Source organism: Gracilibacillus pellucidus, assembly GCF_033949965.1.
Taxonomy (GTDB): Bacteria; Bacillota; Bacilli; order Bacillales; family Amphibacillaceae; genus Gracilibacillus; species Gracilibacillus pellucidus.
On the sequence record NZ_JAWZSR010000012.1, the window covers coordinates 51,004 to 66,558 of the forward strand.

A 15,555-nucleotide genomic window follows, 5' to 3' on the forward strand; every position below is an offset into this window, starting at 1 on the left:
CATTTTTGCTTGATCAAAATAGTACGATTTCTGCGAATTTGCACTTTTATGCTTCATTATCACTTTTTTGCTTTACTAAAAAAATGAAGATTCGCTGTTACCACAACAAATCTTCATTAGCATCTAAATACATTGGTGATATATCCATAAATAAATATAAGGAACCATCTAATGGATAAGAGAAAGTCCGAATTCTTTCTCCTGTTTCAATATCATTATATAACTCAGAAAGAATACCTGATTTTTCTACCTTCATTTGCACGACATTTTCGATAAAATAAGGTCGCCAACTCCAATTTTTCCCCTTAACGGTTTCATCTATGAGCCATTCTTTGTTCATACAGATAAAGTTAGCACTCTTTTGGAAACCATCTTCATCTGTAACGTATACTCGAAAAAACATTTGCTCTAGTTCATTCACTAAACTATCAATTTGTTCATCAAGGCTTTTACTACGCTTAATTTGTTTCCATTGTTCTTGGATTCGTTCCGTTAATGTAGCAGATAATTCAAATTGTGTAGTTAGTTTTGACCGCTCCACTTCAATAAACTGCTGAATATTATGGCGGAATCTTTGTTTAAATAAATCTTTCTCCACTAAACTGTCGGATGTTTCTGCAAAGAAATTTCCTTGATAAAACCGACCATTATTACGCCATGCATAATGGAAGTGATAGTTGGAGGAAATACCATCGAACAGTAATTCCGCTCCTAATTTCCTTGCAAGCAATGATAACGAATAAATAATGCCATGAAATGCATTAGAAATTGACTCGTTTTGCAATGCTTGTAAATCTAGTTTTAAAATATCTGGTTCCATCAGGCTTATCCTATCTAAATTACTTGTTCCTGTTCCGAGGTCATCAATTGCTACTTTAACTCCAAGCGTTTTCAAATATTTAAACATATGTGTTAACAGTTCCAGATCACCACGAAACTCTTGCTCTGTTATTTCAATCACGATTTTAGAAAGGTCAAGACCCATATCTTGATACTTAAGTAAATGATTTAAAAACTGATCTTCCTTATCATGTGCCAAATAATTCGCATGAACATTTAAATATAAATGCTGATTCATACCTTGCTCCATATAATGACGCAAAGCTAAATCATGAATTTTTTGATCAATTTCCATTTTGAAATCATCTGGCACATTTTCATCATGGAAAAATGCTCCTAAATGCTTTGCCTCTCCATCTATTTCAATTCTCCCTAGTACTTCGTATCCTGTCACTTCATGACTATCCGCACTAAAAATCGCTTGAAAATATGGTTTTACTTTATCTGCATGCATCATTATATCTAGTGGATCCATCTTGACTACCCCTCTCTTACCATTCATTGTAACTGGATGAAATTGTTTAAGCAACAGCAAAGGCTAAGCAACTTAAACTAGTTGATTACTAAACTTTACTTTTTCAATCTAAAAGCGCTTCGGAAATTAAACGTATGAAGCGAAACTTCAAGTAGGTATCAACGTCCAGCATAAAGCAAAAAAATAGCCTGAATCCGATTGGAATTCAGACTATTGATTGATCTCATTAGAATTTAGCTTGGTAATTATCTAATTCCCATTCTGTTACTGCGATACGATAGCTGTCCCATTCATCTTTTTTCAATGACAGATATTCATTTAACGCAAATTCACCGAGAACTTTTTCACCAATTTCACCTGCTGCAAGTGCTTGAATCGCCTCACCTAATGTTGTCGGTAAGTTTTCAATACCACGTTCTGTACGGACTTCTTCGTTCATACTGAAAATGTCATCCACTGTTTCTTCAGGTGCTTGTAGTGATTTTTCCACACCATCGATACCTGCTGCTGCAATACTAGCAAATGCATAGTATGGATTTGCAGTTGGATCAGGACAACGAATTTCAACACGAGTACCTGCTCCGCGAGTAGCCGGAATACGGACTAATGCCGAACGATTTGATGAAGACCAAGCAATGTAACAAGGTGCTTCATATCCAGGTACTAAACGCTTATACGAGTTTACTAGTGGATTCGTGAACGCGACAAATGAAGGAACATGGTTTAATAATCCAGCAATAAAGGAATAAGCAGTTTTTGATAATTGACGAGAGTCTGATTCATCAAAGAAAGCATTTTTACCTTCTTTCTCATCAAATAGAGACATATTAACGTGCATACCGTTACCATTCTCTCCGAATACTGGTTTTGGCATGAATGTTGCACGTAGTCCGAATTGTTGTGCTACTGTTTTAACAACCCATTTAAATGTTGTCGCATTATCTGCAGTAGTGATTGCATCAGCGAATTTAAAGTTAATTTCGTGTTGTCCTTGAGCAACTTCATGATGAGATGCTTCAATCGTAAAGCCCATTTTTTTCAATGTCTTGTAGATTTCTAAACGAACACGTTCACCTAAATCATATGGTGCTGGCTCAAAGTATCCACCTTTGTCATGAACTTGTTGTGTTGGTTGACCTTTCTCATCTGTTTCAAATAAGAAAAATTCTAATTCCGGTCCTACATTAATAGAGAATCCTTTTTCTTTTGCTTCACCTACGGTCTTTTTTAAAATGTTTCGTGGGTCACCCTCGAATAAAGTTCCATCAGGGTTTGTAACGCTACATAAGAAGCGTGCTTCAGAATAACCTTCTTCTTCTGTCCATGGCAAAACGGCAAATGTATTTAAATCAGGTAATAAATATAAATCTGATTGATTAATAGGTGTGAAACCTGTAATAGAAGAACCATCAAACATTGTTTCTCCTTCTACAACATCAGCCAATTGTTCGACTGTAACTGTTACTTGCTTTAATTGTCCTTCGATATCGATGAACTGTAAGTGTAATAACTCTACATTTTTCGATTTAATTTCTTCTTTAATTGTTTCTAGTTGTGTTTCCGTGTCCACTGTTTTCTCCGGAGCAATTGTTGCCATTTTTCATTTCCCCTTTTTCATGTAACTTTTATTTACATCTATTGTTACTGACCATCCTACAATAACCACTTTTTAAACGTCATGATTTTTGTAAGAAAATCTGACAAACTTTTTTGTGAAATTTCAGTTTATTCACGTTTCTTGATTAAGCATAACGATTGATTTGTCAGTACATTACTAACAACTTCTATCTTTATGTAACAAAAAATTTTCTTCCACTTTTTTTGGTAGTTTCACAAAAAAACTCGACATCTTGTCATGCCGAGTTTTTCTTTCTATTCATTTCTGAAGTATGTTTGTAATGCTTGCCATTCTGCTTCCGTAAGTGTGACACCTTTCCCCATCTTTTCGTGATCTGGCGACCAGTCACGAATATCATATTTGGGTTCACGGTCATTCCAGCTAATCAAATTAACTTCTTTTGTCCACCCTTTAGATGATTCAGATAAGGTCGCGATTTGTTGTATGATTTCAAACTTAATTCCAGCCAAAGCCCATTCCTCCTACTATTAATACATTCATTGTAGCGGAACGAATACAGGCATTCAAGTTAAGAAAGTTTATATTTTTCTACTAAATTACTTAAATCTTGGTTTAGTCTTGTTAATTTTTCTGCTGAAGTGGCCACATTACCAATAGCGTTAATTTGCTCATCTAGCGAAGCCGTTATTTCTTCGACAGATCCAGCCGCTTCTTCTGATACGCTCGAAATACTTTCGACGTTTTCACTCATTTTTTCTGCTTCTGTTGTAATTCCATCTATTTCTGATTTCACTACACTAATAGCAGATACAATATCTTTGATGGCTTTTTGCATATCTGCAAATGTTTCACCTGTTTCACGCACATCATTATTTAATCCTTCAGATGTTTTATGATTCTCTTCGACTGCAACTACGGTTTTATCAGTTTCTGATACAATTTTTGAAACGACTGTTTGCACTTCATGTGTAGCGTCTTTCGATTGTTCTGCAAGCTTGCGAATTTCCTCTGCTACAACCGCAAATCCCTTACCATATTCACCAGCCCGGGCTGCTTCAATACTAGCATTTAACGCTAGTAAGTTCGTTTCTTCTGCAATATGTTCAATGGTATCCATTACAGCAGTAATTCCTTGTACATTTTGTTGCAGGAGACGAATATCTTCTGAAATAGCATTGGCTCTTTCCACTGCCTTTTTATTCGATCCTTGCAGTTTCGTTACGATTTCAATACCTTGATAGGATAATTGTTCTGTATCAGCTGAAATGTTATCTACTTTATCTGCTTGATTTTTCATTTGTACAATTGCTTGCGTTAAATTTTCGACACGATAATGAACATCTTCTAAATCACTGGATTGTTCTTGTGTTCCTTTCGAGATTTCATTCATTGCATCCCCTATTTCTTCACTACTTGCTGACGTTTCTTCCGATATGGCAGATAAATCTGTCGCTGCATCTAATAATTGTTCACTAGATCCTTTTACATTTGTCACAAGCTTTCGTAATTCTGTCGTCATCGTATTAAAGGATCCAGCTAAAACACCCATTTCATCTTTCGATTCTGCTAATTTAGACTCCGCAAAATCTCCATTTGATATATTTATAGCTTGATGTGTTACATCTCGTAGCAATTTTAATTTTTTTCTACTTAGTAGATAAAAAACAACGGAACTTAACACAATAATAGCTACCGTAATACTAACAATGACATTTCGCAACACATATAGCTCTTGATAGAATTCATCCTCAAATACAGCAACACCAATCGTCCAATCCCACGGTTCAAAATGCCTCATATAAGCAATTTTGTCTTTAAAACTTCCATCAGGTTGTCTATCATTATATGTGACAAAACGATTTTCTTTTTGCTCTTTTGCCCCTGCATCTATCATACGTTGACGATTATTTCTATTTAAGTCATCTGCAGGCTCTCCACCTATTTTACTTGGGTGTAATTGTAAAACTAATTCAGGATCGTAAGCTAGTACATATCCATTATCTTTATAAACAAAATTGGTTTGTGTATAATCATATTCATTATTTTCATTCGTTGGTCCATTCAACAGCTTTCTTGCTTTCTCTTTAGCTGCATTTTCTGTCATGTAACCTGCGTCGACATCCTCTTGTAACAGTTCTAAAACAGTATATGCACCATCCGTAATTTTCTGCAATTCTCCACTTCCGGATTCCAACAGTTCTGCCTTTGCTAACTGATAACTAACTACCCCTATCACAATACCCGTCACAGAGATCATAATTGCAATTAGCGCCATCAGTTTAACCGATATACTCTGTCTTTTTTTCAATGTGATTGCTCCCTTCACCAAGTACTATTTATATCGGCTAAATTCTACAAAAATCAACATTAAGCATAAAAAAACTCGGCAGAGCCGAGTTTTTACGTTATCTTTTTCTATTCAAGAAAATAAACAATAGTAACACAAGGACAATAAACACACTAAGCATGGAGAACATGCCACTAAATCCTGTATAATTAATCACAATTCCTAATAAGAAGGAACCAAGCGCAATTCCTGTATCATATAGCGTATAGAAGGTTGCTGTAGCATGCCCGTTTCGATGTGGCTGTACACGCGTCACCGCAACGGAAAGGAAAATCGGTAGCAATGTTCCATACCCTACTCCCAGAATCGCTGCAGCTATTAAGAATAATATCGCATTATCAGCAAAGCTTAACATTAACATACCTACCGCAAAAAGTACCATACACGGAATAACGACTAATTTCTCGCCACGATGGTCATATAATTTCCCTAAAAACGGTCGAGAGGCTAACATCGTTATAGCAAAGACGACAAAGAAATAACCCGATACATGGTCAAGCCCTCTAGCATTGGCAAATACAGAAAGGAATGAAACAATACTAGAATAGGCAAATGCAACTAATAGCCCAATAAAGGAAATCGATACTGCTTCTTTTTCCAATAGTTCTTTCCAATTAAACGAATGCTTACCTTCTACTTTATCTTCTGGTACTTCTTCAACGCGAACTAAAAAGCTAGATAAAGCACTTAACACAGCTAGTGCTGTTAAAATAATAAATAGGTTTTGATAACTAGTAAATTGGATGACAGTCAAACCTAGAAACGGACCAAAAACAACTGCCAAATTCATCGCCATTGTAAAATAGCCAAGCCCTTCTCCACGTCTTTTGGCTGGAACAATATCCGCAGCAATAGCTGATGTTACCGTCGTTACAATTGCAAAGGAAAAACCGTGGATAAATCGTAATATTAATAAGCCACTATAAGATTCAATGAATAAGTAAAAAATCATCGTAATCGCATATAACACACTACTGATTAATAACATGTTTCGCTTACCAAATTTACTTAAAATAGTGCCTGAAAAAGGTCTTAGAATAATAGCAGCAAGCAACATCATTGTAACAATTAAGCCACCCTGTGCTTCACTACCATTCCATTCATTGACAACGAATAACGGTAATGTCGTTAATAGTGTATAAAAACTGGTGAAAACAAATAAGTTAACAATACCAACACTCATAAAATCCTTTGTAAAAATTTTTTCTTCTGACAAAATACTCATCTCTTTTCTGTTGATAATTTCTCTAAAAGTTGTTGTAGTGTTTCTCGCTCTTCTGCTGATAAATCAGCTAAAAACCATGCTTCTGTTTCTTTTACTAAACGCAAGATTTCCGGATAGGTTGTTCTCGCCTTTTCTGTTAATGTCACGACTCGTTCACGCTTGTCTTGCCCGACTTTTCTTTCAACCCAACCACTCTTCTCCATCCGTACTAGTGTCCTAGTAACAGTGGGGGCTTCGACCTTTAAGTACTGCCAAATCTCTGTTTGTGTCATACTACCTTTTTCAGATAATGTATATAAAATAGACCATTGAGAATGAAATAAGCCAAATGGTTGTAAGACAGCATTCAATTTTGCCTGGTGCAATCTTAATTTTTGATTATATATATGCAGCAAATTACTAGTATCCAAATGGAGTGACTCCTCTCATTTTATTTACCTAGGTAAATAACCAACCTTTCAATTATATCGGATTCGATCATAAAAGTAAACATCTACTGTCTCTATATGTAATGAAACAAAAAAACCGGACGATAGTCATGACAACCGTCCAGCTTAATTATTTACTTTTTCTTTTTCATCCGCTCTTTCACAAAATCAATAAATTCATCTGCTTTTTGTTTAGGAGCTTTGGTTACCAAACTTACTAGTATAAATATTAATGTAGCTACAATGATTCCCCAAATCCCCGATTTAAGACCTAGTAATAGTCCACCTGTCGCCTCGATATAAATAACAATAATACTACTAATAACAACACTGACTATCACACCAGAAGCTGTACCCCTTTTCCAAAAAAAGGTCCCGACTATCGCTGGAACAATAACAATTAATCCTGCTGAAGATGCAACAGATAGCACCGCAATTAAATCAAGCTGTAATTGCGCGAAGAAAAACGCTAACACTGCAATAACAGGAATGACGATTTTTCCTACGAATAATTGCTTAGAATCTGGCGCATCTTTTTTCGCATGCCGATAGACATCTCGTGAGAATAGAGAAGACAATGTTAATAGAATCGAATCAATTGTCGAAATAGCTGCCGCCATAATCCCTACCATCACAATTACACCTAGTATCGGTGGCACTACGTCAGATGAAAGTAACATAGGTGTAGCTAAATCTGCATTTTCCAAATCAGGAAATAAAATAGATGCAGAAAACCCCCAAATAACGGATACTAACGTGTAAATAAAGCCGAAAATTAAAAAGCCTAATAGCATATGTCGCATACTTTTTAATGACGCTGGCATGAACAACCGTTGACTCACTTGCGGATTCGAGATACTAAAAAAGAACCACGGAATCGTTAAACCTAAAAATGTCCAGAAATCAAAAAATCCATTACCTGGTACTGTCAATGCTTGTGGTTTGTTCGTTTCAATCGATTCAAAAAATCCACTTATACCACCTAAACTCTGGATAATTAAAATAACGACAATCGTTGATGTAATAATCATCATTAATGATTGTAAGGAGTCTGTCCATGCTACAGAACGAATCCCTGCAATATACGAGAACACTAAAGCTAATACAGTCGCAATCACAACACCTGTCGTAAAAGGAACAGCATCATTCGTTACCCCTTGAAGTAAGTAACCAATTCCTGTTAGTTGTACCGCGCTATACGGAATCAAAAATAAACAACTTGCAATCGCTGACACAATTGCTACTCCTTTATGTTGGTAACGATCGCCTAACATCTCAGAAGGTGTTACATAGCCATACTTATTCCCAACTAACCAAAAACGAGGTCCAAATAGCGCAACTAATGAAATACCCATAAAATAAATAATTTCGAAACCTAACGCTCCAACACCACCACTATATGTAAGACCTGCTAGTCCGATCAACATAAAAGCACTATACGTCGTAGCACTATAACTTAACGCAGATACAAATCCATTTAATTTTCGCTCGCCTAAAAAATATCCCGTCATACTTTGTTGCTTCCCATTTCTCGATAGAAAAGCTACAATCATCGCAATCACTATATAGATGGAAATTGCTGACCATACAACTGTTGTACTCATTCTTCCTCACCCCAATTTCTTGTCCAAAGGTTATTCACTACAATCGTAAGTATGGCTAAAACTACCCATATGAAAAAGCTACCATACCATTTCGTAATTCCACTCACCATTGTGAAAGGAATCACATAACTAGCAATAATAATAACAAACATGATAACGCCAAATACTTTCTCTGTTTTGTTCACTACTCTCACCTTTTCTTTTTAAGTGTCATGTCTATCATTATACACACAATTTTACACGTGTAAAGACACCTGCAAAAAAATTAAACCTGAACAATATATTGTTCAGGTTTTACTTTTGTTTCTTTTGTGTATGTTTTTTCGAATATGGATGTTATACCAAATTAATGCTAGCGCAATAAGTAAAATAACAAATAAAGGTACATGAATAACGCCTGTTAAATCTAAAATCATTAACGTCGCTAACACTAGTAACAAAGGCAACCGAATTTTATTATTATACATGGCATCCTCTCCTTTTAAATCGCTTACAAACCTATTATAGCATGCGCTTAACCTCAGGCATAACTTGATTGGCTAATAAATCGATGGTCTTTACGATCGATGATAGCGGTTGTCCACCAAAATCAACTTGTGCATTAAATCGATCATGCGCAAATAATTGGTGTTGATACAAAATTTTATCAACGATTTGTGCTGGTGTCCCGACGAATAATGTTGACTCTTTACTTGTGACAAATTCTAAATCTGACCTTGCTGCTCCCATCGCACCACCAATTCCTTGCTTCGTTAAATGATCCCAGTAGCTCGCATAATAAGCATAAAAATCTTCTTCTAATTCTTTTTCCGTTTCACGAATAAGCGTGTGCCCTGACATAGCAACGAATGGTTTGTTTCCTTCGTATACATTACGATACCTATCGACTAAAGGTTTATATTTTTTAGAAATACCACCTATCATGACAACCGTTAAACCACAACCATTACGTCCAGCTCGTTCTGCACTTTCTACCGTTCCGCCCACTCCAATAGATATCGGCAATTGTTGTTGGTATGGTCGCGGTGCAACCTCTGCATCATTTAAAGAAGAGCGATATGTCCCCTTCCACGTAACGCTTTCATGTTGATTAAGCTGCAGAAGTAATTGTAAATGTTCTTCAAACAACTGATCATAATCTTTTTCATTGTAGCCAAACAACGGAAAAGACTCGACAAAAGCACCTCTTCCAGCTGTAAATTCCACTCTTCCGCCCGATAATAAATCAAGTGTTGCAAAATCTTCAAACAATCTAACAGGATCTGCCGTATTTAGTAATGACGTTAATGCGGTTAATTTAATCTTGCTCGTCTTCTGCGAAATAGCAGACAATAACATTTGAGGTGAGGAGACAGCATAATCTAAACGATGATGCTCCCCTACTCCAAACAAATCAATTCCTGCCTTATCAGCATATACAGCCATGTCTACTAACATATCCATCCGTTCTTTCACAGACATCTTTTGTTTCGTTTTCGGATTTTCCATTATTTCTGTTAAGCTATATACCCCAAATTCCATCTTACTCGCCCTCTCTCTATTTAGTAAGTAATGTATCCCAATTTGACCATGGATACTCCTCTGGTGGGAAGGATTGTATGCTCATCTCTTCCTTTTTAACAGGATGGACTAACTGTAATTCGTGTGACCATAAAGCAATTTGCTGACCTGGCTTATTTACTTTTTCTCCATACTTTTGATCACCGTAAAGCGGATATCCTCTTGAAGCAAATTGCACTCTGATTTGGTGCGGACGACCTGTATGTAAATGAATTTTTACTAAGCTTAATCCTTTGTTTGATGCTAGCAATTGATAATCCAGTATCGCTTTTTTTGCTTCTCGGTTATTTTTTGATGAAACCGTTACGATATTTTTGCTACGATCCTTCCATAGATAATCAACGAGCTCTGCCTGTTGTTCAGGTACCCCTCTAACAACTGCTAAATAGGTTTTGCCTAGCTCGTTTTTACGAATCGTATCAGATAAACGCGAGGCTGCTTTGGATGTTTTAGCAAAGACCATTACTCCGCCAACAGGTCGATCAAGCCGATGAACAAGTCCTAAATATACATTACCCGGCTTATTGTAACGCTCCTTAATATCTTGCTTCAATATAGTCAATAAATCTTGATCTTTACTTTCATCTAGCTGTACAGGGACATTTACTGGCTTTTCTACTACTAATAAATGATTGTCCTCATATAAAATATTAATGTTCATTATGTAACTCCTTTACTTTCAACTATCACTATGAGTGAATCTGTCACTAACTATGCAAAACTCCCATTACTAATAGGAATTTATACGACACGGTTTCTACTCATCTTTCATCCATTTTCTTGATGTGATTGCTGCGTTTGTTATCTCTATTCTAACATTAAAGGCCCCCTTATACATAAGGGGACCTCTTGACTTTATCCAACAACTAAGGTAGCAACCATATCGTGATGACCGACACCACAAGGAATAGAGCATTTAATCGTATATTCACCCGGCTCTAAATTCGCTGTTGCTGAGCCTTCGTCTGAAAGGACAATATTTGTTCCTTCGACTTCAATCCCATGATAACCTTCTTCATTTATTAATGTTACGGTTACATCTCCAGCTGGCACCGTATACTCTTCTTGATCAAATTCCCAGTTGTACGCTTTCACTTCGACCACTTCACTATCCTCAGTAGCTTGTTCCGGTTCTACTTCTGCACTAGCCTTTTCCTTATTTTCACCGCAAGCCGTTAGAACGACAGCTAGTGTAACTGTTGTCATAAGAAATATAAGTCGTTTCATTTTTCGCACCCCTCCACATCATTATTATAGCGTTTTCTTTTTACTAATCTAGCAGTTTCTCCCTTATTCGTAAAGGGAGACTGCAATCAGCGGGTGGTTTTATCGACGTTTAAACGATGATAAAAATTATATGTATTACTAGTTAATTGTTCTTTCGCTTCTATTATTGTGATATTTTTCAATTTAGCGATTTGATTGATTACTTCTTTAATCATGTTTGGATGGGTCATTTTCCCTTGGAATGGTCCCTCAAACGGCCATGGACCATCTGTTTCTACCATCATTAATTCTAATGGATAGGACTTAATTAAAGCTTGAATTTCTGTTTCATATAAACAATCGGGTGTAATAGAAATCATATATTGCCTGTCAATCATTCGTTTAATTGTCTTCAGATCACCTTTAAACCAGTGAAAATGAGCACGGTTTACGTTATGTTTCACCAACAAGTCACATACTAGCTGTGCATCATCATAGACAGCATGTAGAACAATCGGCAGGTCGTACTTGCTGGCAAGCACCATAAACCGCTCTAATACCTGGATATAAGGTTGCTGATCAAGCGTAGGGTCTTCTTTTCTTTTGTAAAAAGGTAAACCAACTTCCCCAATAGCAACGATTTGTTTATGGTAGCTATGAATCATTTTTTCGATATTTTCTAGCTCTTCTTCGGTTGGCAATGCTTGTTCAGGGTGCCAACCAAATGCTGGAGAAACGTTAGCATATTGCTTTGATAATTTCCATACTTGTTCACAACTAGCTAGATCACTTGAAACAGCAACTAATCCATCTATTTCTAATGTCTCCATCATCGTTTTTTGTTCATCTCGTGTATACCAATCCAAATGGATATGTGCATCAATCATCGATAACACCTCTTAGCGTCTGATAAATTTCTCTTTTTATCGTAAGAAACTCTGCCGTTAATGTGAGCTCCTCATCTCTTGGTCGCTTGAAATCAATCGTTACTTCCTTGATTACATTAGCAGGTTTTTCACCTAATACGAGCACTCTGTCTGACAACAAAATTGCTTCTTCAATATTATGTGTCACAAATAAAACAGATGGTCGCTCTTCTTCCCAAATAGACAGCAACCATTTTTGCATTTCTAATCTGGTAAACTCATCTAACGCAGAAAAAGGCTCATCTAAACAAATAAATGGCTGTGGACTTAACAAACTACGTACAAACGCAACACGTTGTTGCATACCACCTGATAATTCACGTGGATAGGCATTCGCATATTCTTTTAATCCTGCCTTCTCTAACATATGAAACGCTTTTTGCTTGTCAGGCTTTCCATGTAATTCAGCACCTAGTACGACATTTTCTAATACCGTGCGCCAAGGAAAAAGTGAGGCAGTTTGTGGCATATAGCTGATCGTACCCCTTTGACCGTTGATGATTTCATTGTCTAATTTAATGGTTCCGTTATCTGCTTGATATATTCCACCAATCAAATGAAATATCGTACTTTTACCACTTCCTGATGGACCGAGTAAAGAGACAAACTCTCCATCATGCACTTGTAAATTCAAGTTATCTAGAATCACTTGCTCACCAAATTTTTTGGTAATGTTCGTAAGCTCTAACGTTCCCAATTATTTCTCCCCCTTATTTGTCTGCCATTTCAAGCAGATTTTCTCCGCTAACATAATAAGTGCAAAGAAGACCATACATAAAATCATAATAAATAAAATGGCAACAAAAACACGATCTGTCCGAAAGGAAGAAGAAGCTAACGTCATATACACACCAATCCCTTTATTAGCACCTAACCACTCTGAAATAACTGCGCCCATTACACTGTACGTAGCAGATATTTTTAAGCCAGAAAAGAACTGTGGTAATGCATGAGGAAGCTCTAGTTTTGTGAAAATTTGCTTTTTCGTTGCTCCTGCCATTTTCATATAATGGACGAGATCTTGATTAGTATGCCTTAGTCCGTCTATCATGGAAACAGCGACAGGGAAAAAACAAACCAATGTAATAATTAATAGTTTTGGTGTGATGCCAAAACCAAACCAAATAACTAGAAGCGGCGCTAACACAATAATTGGTATGTTTTGTGACATAATTAATAGTGGATAGAGCGCCTCACGAATTTTTGGTAATAAATGTAGTACAATCGCGATAATTAAACCTACTCCTGCACCTAGAACAAATCCACTAACCGTTAATGATAGCGTAGAAAAAATGTGGTGCTGATAATTACTCCAACCATTGATTGCTTCAGCTAAAATAACAGTTGGAGCTGGAAGAACCCAAGTCGGAATAGTAAATATCCGACTTGCCGCTTCCCATATTATAAACAAACTAACAATCACAATAATTGGTAAAGAAGACTTTCTTAACATACTGCATACTCCTATTTAGTGGCCATTTTTTCGACTTGATGGCCACCTTTTTATATTTGCTGGCCACTTTTACCATTAGCGATATTTTTCAGTAAGATTCGTCATTGATGCTTGCCTGTCTTTGCGTGAATAGATTTTCACTTGTGAAATCACACTTGGACAGTCTAATTCATGCATTCGCGCATTCATTTTCTCGATAACAGCGAGCAATTCCTGTAGATCGCCTTCCATCGTTGTTTCTAACGGATGTACTTGATAGCTGACACCTGACTGCTCGATTATCTTAATTGCCTCATCGACAAACGGAATCGAGTCTTCTCCAGTTGGTGTCTTCGGAATAATTTGTATACTTACTAAACTTTGTGCCATTATCCACCCTCCATTATTCTGGTAAAAACTCATTAGTAAATGCTTCATCAACATCTAATTCTTTTTCTAACAAATCATTATCAAACATAAATTCTGCATAATTGCTCCAAATATCTCTTGATTGTTCGCCCCACCTAGTAGCATCATCCTGATATCTAGGTGAAATCCATTCTTGACTCGCATGAACTAATTCTTCGTCTAAATCAGGAACAGCTGCTACTAAAATATCAGCTGCTTCACTAGGATTATCAATTGCGTCTTGATAACCTCGATTTACAGCTGCAAGAAAATGTTTAATTGTTTCTGGATGTTCTTCGATCATTTCCTCATTTGTTGTAATAACAGGTGTATAATAATCTAGTTTATCCGAATAGTCTGTTAAGTAAATCATATCAATATCTGTTCCGCGAAGTTCTGCTTCAATACCTGTCCATCCATAATAGATCCAAGCAAAATCAACATCACGTTCGACCGCAGTAAAGAAATCGGTATTTCCGATATTCAACACTTCTACATCGTCCACTGATGCTCCTTCTTGCTTCATTAACGCATCGATGACAGCGGATTCTACTGGTGCACCCCAGCCACCATATGTTTTACCTACAAAGTCTTCCGGAGAAGTAATACCTTTTTCCACTGGTGCAGCAAGTCCTGATGTATTATGTTGAATAACTGCTGCTACAGAAACAAGAGGTATATCCTGTGTACGAGCTTCTGTTACTTGTTCTTGATAGCTTATGCCAAATTGCGCCTGCCCAGCAGCAACTGTTTGATCTGCTCCAGCTTCCCCTGGCATGACAATATCAACGTCTAACCCTTCCTCTTCATAGTATCCTTTTGCCTCTGCAACATATATTCCAGTATGGTTCGTATTTGGCGTCCAATCTAGTACAAAAGTTACTTTCTCTAAATCTTCCGAGGAGTCTTCTCCTCCACAAGCAGCAAGAATTAGTACCAATATTCCTGCCACCATCCATAATAATTTCTTCATGATAATCCCCTCTTCCTTGTTTTAAAAAGAACATATAAGAAAAAACACCCTAGACATGAAGCCTAGGGTGTGCACATATAGATATCAATTATCTCATATGTTCCCTACGCTGGTTCTAACCAGATCAGGTTCTAAGGGTCAGCATCTCACGGATACAATCTCAACCAGCAACACCGGTCCCCCTACATGACATATTTCATTGCCACCTTATACTTTGACACAATTTGCATTTTTGTTCAAGTTTTCTGTACAAATGCAAGCACAACTAGAAAGAGTCAAAGCATTAGACCAATGAAGGCAGACTATCAAGCCTTTATTCAAATGGTTGAACGAACTATAAGAATAGTCGGTCGAAAAATAACAGCCTAAAATAAGCTGATGAATGACCGAAATTCTACTCCTACAGTCAAGTCCATTTTATTGTGTAAATTCATGATACAAGTTCCCAACCTATGAGTGAGCTTTAGATATCTTTTGATAATGATAAGTCTAATGGTCCTTCTATGTGTAGGTGTTCACATGTTATATAAAACCTCTATTGCCAACGGGGCA

General features: G+C 36.7%; 17 protein-coding genes and 1 riboswitch. All 17 genes read right to left on the minus strand.

The window, feature by feature from the left end:
• Positions 1-97: 97 nt before the first annotated feature.
• The gene (locus tag SH601_RS15870) at positions 98-1,315 is read right to left on the minus strand and encodes an EAL domain-containing protein (protein ID WP_319959313.1); all 1,218 of its coding nucleotides are present in this window, start codon (positions 1,313-1,315) and stop codon (positions 98-100) included.
• 226 nt (positions 1,316-1,541) lie between these two features.
• The gene (glnA, locus tag SH601_RS15875) at positions 1,542-2,912 is read right to left on the minus strand and encodes a type I glutamate--ammonia ligase (protein WP_319959314.1); all 1,371 of its coding nucleotides are present in this window, start codon (positions 2,910-2,912) and stop codon (positions 1,542-1,544) included.
• A gap of 275 nt (positions 2,913-3,187) precedes the next feature.
• Positions 3,188-3,403 (minus strand): YdbC family protein, encoded by a 216-nt coding sequence (locus SH601_RS15880; protein WP_319959315.1) that lies wholly within the window; start codon positions 3,401-3,403, stop codon positions 3,188-3,190.
• Between the two features lie 59 nt (positions 3,404-3,462).
• On the minus strand, positions 3,463-5,202 hold the full coding sequence (locus tag SH601_RS15885) for a methyl-accepting chemotaxis protein (protein WP_319959316.1): 1,740 nt from the start codon (positions 5,200-5,202) through the stop codon (positions 3,463-3,465).
• Positions 5,203-5,299: 97 nt separating this feature from the next.
• The gene (locus SH601_RS15890) at positions 5,300-6,457 is read right to left on the minus strand and encodes an MFS transporter (RefSeq protein WP_319959317.1); all 1,158 of its coding nucleotides are present in this window, start codon (positions 6,455-6,457) and stop codon (positions 5,300-5,302) included.
• Positions 6,458-6,462: 5 nt separating this feature from the next.
• A complete protein-coding gene (locus SH601_RS15895; RefSeq protein ID WP_319959318.1) occupies positions 6,463-6,876 on the minus strand; it encodes a MarR family winged helix-turn-helix transcriptional regulator in 414 nt (137 codons plus the stop codon).
• A gap of 152 nt (positions 6,877-7,028) precedes the next feature.
• Positions 7,029-8,498, minus strand: coding sequence for a sodium:solute symporter family protein (locus SH601_RS15900; RefSeq protein ID WP_319959319.1), 1,470 nt, complete (start codon positions 8,496-8,498; stop codon positions 7,029-7,031).
• Positions 8,495-8,683: a hypothetical protein gene (locus SH601_RS15905; RefSeq protein WP_319959320.1), complete on the minus strand. Its 189-nt coding sequence runs from the start codon at positions 8,681-8,683 to the stop codon at positions 8,495-8,497. The genes SH601_RS15900 and SH601_RS15905 overlap by 4 nt, the downstream gene beginning before the upstream one ends.
• A 102-nt stretch (positions 8,684-8,785) precedes the next feature.
• Positions 8,786-8,965, minus strand: coding sequence for a hypothetical protein (locus tag SH601_RS15910; RefSeq protein WP_319959321.1), 180 nt, complete (start codon positions 8,963-8,965; stop codon positions 8,786-8,788).
• Positions 8,966-8,999: 34 nt separating this feature from the next.
• A complete protein-coding gene (locus tag SH601_RS15915) occupies positions 9,000-10,019 on the minus strand; it encodes an LLM class flavin-dependent oxidoreductase (RefSeq protein WP_319959322.1) in 1,020 nt (339 codons plus the stop codon).
• A 16-nt stretch (positions 10,020-10,035) separates the two neighbouring features.
• Entirely contained in the window at positions 10,036-10,719 is a 684-nt protein-coding gene (locus SH601_RS15920; protein ID WP_319959323.1) for an RluA family pseudouridine synthase, read from the minus strand.
• A 194-nt stretch (positions 10,720-10,913) separates the two neighbouring features.
• On the minus strand, positions 10,914-11,285 hold the full coding sequence (locus tag SH601_RS15925) for a cupredoxin domain-containing protein (RefSeq protein ID WP_319959324.1): 372 nt from the start codon (positions 11,283-11,285) through the stop codon (positions 10,914-10,916).
• 86 nt (positions 11,286-11,371) lie between these two features.
• A complete protein-coding gene (locus SH601_RS15930) occupies positions 11,372-12,151 on the minus strand; it encodes a TatD family hydrolase (protein WP_319959325.1) in 780 nt (259 codons plus the stop codon).
• Positions 12,144-12,887 carry an ABC transporter ATP-binding protein gene (locus SH601_RS15935; protein WP_319959326.1) on the minus strand — a complete coding sequence of 248 codons (744 nt, stop codon included), beginning with the start codon at positions 12,885-12,887 and terminating at the stop codon, positions 12,144-12,146. The genes SH601_RS15930 and SH601_RS15935 overlap by 8 nt, the downstream gene beginning before the upstream one ends.
• Positions 12,888-13,643, minus strand: a complete 756-nt coding sequence (locus tag SH601_RS15940; RefSeq protein WP_319959327.1) for an ABC transporter permease — start codon at positions 13,641-13,643, stop codon at positions 12,888-12,890.
• Positions 13,644-13,718: 75 nt separating this feature from the next.
• Positions 13,719-14,012 (minus strand): MTH1187 family thiamine-binding protein, encoded by a 294-nt coding sequence (locus SH601_RS15945; RefSeq protein ID WP_319959328.1) that lies wholly within the window; start codon positions 14,010-14,012, stop codon positions 13,719-13,721.
• Between the two features lie 13 nt (positions 14,013-14,025).
• Positions 14,026-15,003, minus strand: coding sequence for an ABC transporter substrate-binding protein (locus SH601_RS15950; protein ID WP_319959329.1), 978 nt, complete (start codon positions 15,001-15,003; stop codon positions 14,026-14,028).
• 84 nt (positions 15,004-15,087) lie between these two features.
• Positions 15,088-15,197: riboswitch (TPP riboswitch) on the minus strand.
• Between the last annotated feature and the right edge of the window lie 358 nt (positions 15,198-15,555).

Excerpts from the sequence above, each read along its gene's own strand:
- SH601_RS15920 (WP_319959323.1), bottom strand. The coding sequence starts at position 10,719 with ATGAACATTAATATTTTATATGAGGACAATCATTTATTAGTAGTAGAA.
- SH601_RS15915 (WP_319959322.1), bottom strand. The coding sequence starts at position 10,019 with ATGGAATTTGGGGTATATAGCTTAACAGAAATAATGGAAAATCCGAAA.
- SH601_RS15900 (WP_319959319.1), bottom strand. The coding sequence starts at position 8,498 with ATGAGTACAACAGTTGTATGGTCAGCAATTTCCATCTATATAGTGATT.
- SH601_RS15870 (WP_319959313.1), bottom strand. The coding sequence starts at position 1,315 with ATGGATCCACTAGATATAATGATGCATGCAGATAAAGTAAAACCATAT.
- SH601_RS15910 (WP_319959321.1), bottom strand. The coding sequence starts at position 8,965 with ATGTATAATAATAAAATTCGGTTGCCTTTGTTACTAGTGTTAGCGACG.
- SH601_RS15945 (WP_319959328.1), bottom strand. The coding sequence starts at position 14,012 with ATGGCACAAAGTTTAGTAAGTATACAAATTATTCCGAAGACACCAACT.
- glnA (WP_319959314.1), bottom strand. The coding sequence starts at position 2,912 with ATGGCAACAATTGCTCCGGAGAAAACAGTGGACACGGAAACACAACTA.
- SH601_RS15940 (WP_319959327.1), bottom strand. The coding sequence starts at position 13,643 with ATGTTAAGAAAGTCTTCTTTACCAATTATTGTGATTGTTAGTTTGTTT.
- SH601_RS15930 (WP_319959325.1), bottom strand. The coding sequence starts at position 12,151 with ATGATTGATGCACATATCCATTTGGATTGGTATACACGAGATGAACAA.
- SH601_RS15925 (WP_319959324.1), bottom strand. The coding sequence starts at position 11,285 with ATGAAACGACTTATATTTCTTATGACAACAGTTACACTAGCTGTCGTT.
- SH601_RS15950 (WP_319959329.1), bottom strand. The coding sequence starts at position 15,003 with ATGAAGAAATTATTATGGATGGTGGCAGGAATATTGGTACTAATTCTT.